Annotated in this window: 1 protein-coding gene; it reads right to left on the bottom strand. The window is 74.7% G+C overall.

The genetic code is table 11. The annotated features are described in order from the left end of the window. Positions 1-1,085, bottom strand: a 1,085-nt coding sequence (locus tag DMC18_RS25070; protein ID WP_146218226.1) for a tetratricopeptide repeat protein, incomplete at both ends; no start/stop codon positions are given.

The raw sequence follows: 1,085 nt of genomic DNA, 5'->3' as shown, positions 1-1,085 counted from the left end.
GGCCCATGTTGAACTGGCTGTCGACCAGGCCGGCTTCGGCCGCCTTGCGGAACCAGTTGGCGGCCGTCGTCCAGTTCTGCGGACCGCCCTGGCCGCGCGAGGCGAACAGGCCGACATTGTGCATGGCGCTGGCGTCGCCGCCCTGGGCCGCGCGCTCGTACCAGCGGCGGGCCTCGGTCGGATCCTTCTTCAGGCCGCCCTCGCCCATCTCGTACATCTTGGCCAGCACGAACTGGGCCTTGGGCAGGCCGAGGTTGGCGGCCTTGCGCAGCGGGGCGATGCCGGCGCGGTCCTTGGCTTCCAGCAGGCTGACGGCGTCGGCGAACAGGGCCTCGCCGGTGTCGACGGCCGGCTCGGCGGCGGGAGCCGGCGTCGGCGCCGCAGCGGTCGTGGCCGTGGCCTGGGCGACCGGGGCCACCACCGCCATGGCCACGCGCGGCTGGGCCGGAGTGGTGTCGGCTTCGGCGGACTTGATCTCGACGTCGGAGGCGCGGCCGGCGATGGCCTTGGCCACACGGTCGTTGACGCCGACGCCATCGCGATCGGTCTTCAGGGTGGCGGCGGCCATGCCGACGCCCAGCACGGCGGCGCCGCCCGAGACCAGCAACGCCGCGACCAGGGTCGACGAGACGCCGCGCTTGGTCTTCTTGGGCAGGGCCTTGCCGAAGCCGGCGAACAGCGACTTGGCCGGAGCCTTCTCGGCCTTGGCGGGCTTGATCTTGGCCTTGCTCTCGGCGCCGGCGGCCGCGGCGCGGGCGGCGGCGCGGGCCTGCTCGATGACCTCGCGGGTCGACATCGGGCGGGTCGCGACCGGAGCGGCCTGCGGCTCGGGATCGAAGGCGTCGGCCTCGAAGGCCGGCTCGCGGACCGGCGGGGTCACGGCGAAGCCGTCGGCGGCCTCGAAGTCCTCGTCGGCGAAGCCGGGCGCTTCGGGCTCCTCGATCGGGAAGTCGGGCTCGAACGCGGCGGGCGCGCTGAAGGCCGGGGCCGGGACGGGCGCGGCGGCCGGCGGGAAGCTCGGCTGCGGGAAGGTCGGCTGCTCGAACACGTCCTCGCTGACGGCCTCGCCGCCGAACGAGAAGCGG

The organism is Caulobacter sp. D5 (assembly GCF_003185805.1).
In the GTDB taxonomy this organism is placed as follows: Bacteria; Pseudomonadota; Alphaproteobacteria; order Caulobacterales; family Caulobacteraceae; genus Caulobacter.
This window is presented reverse-complemented; position numbering and strand designations above follow the sequence as displayed.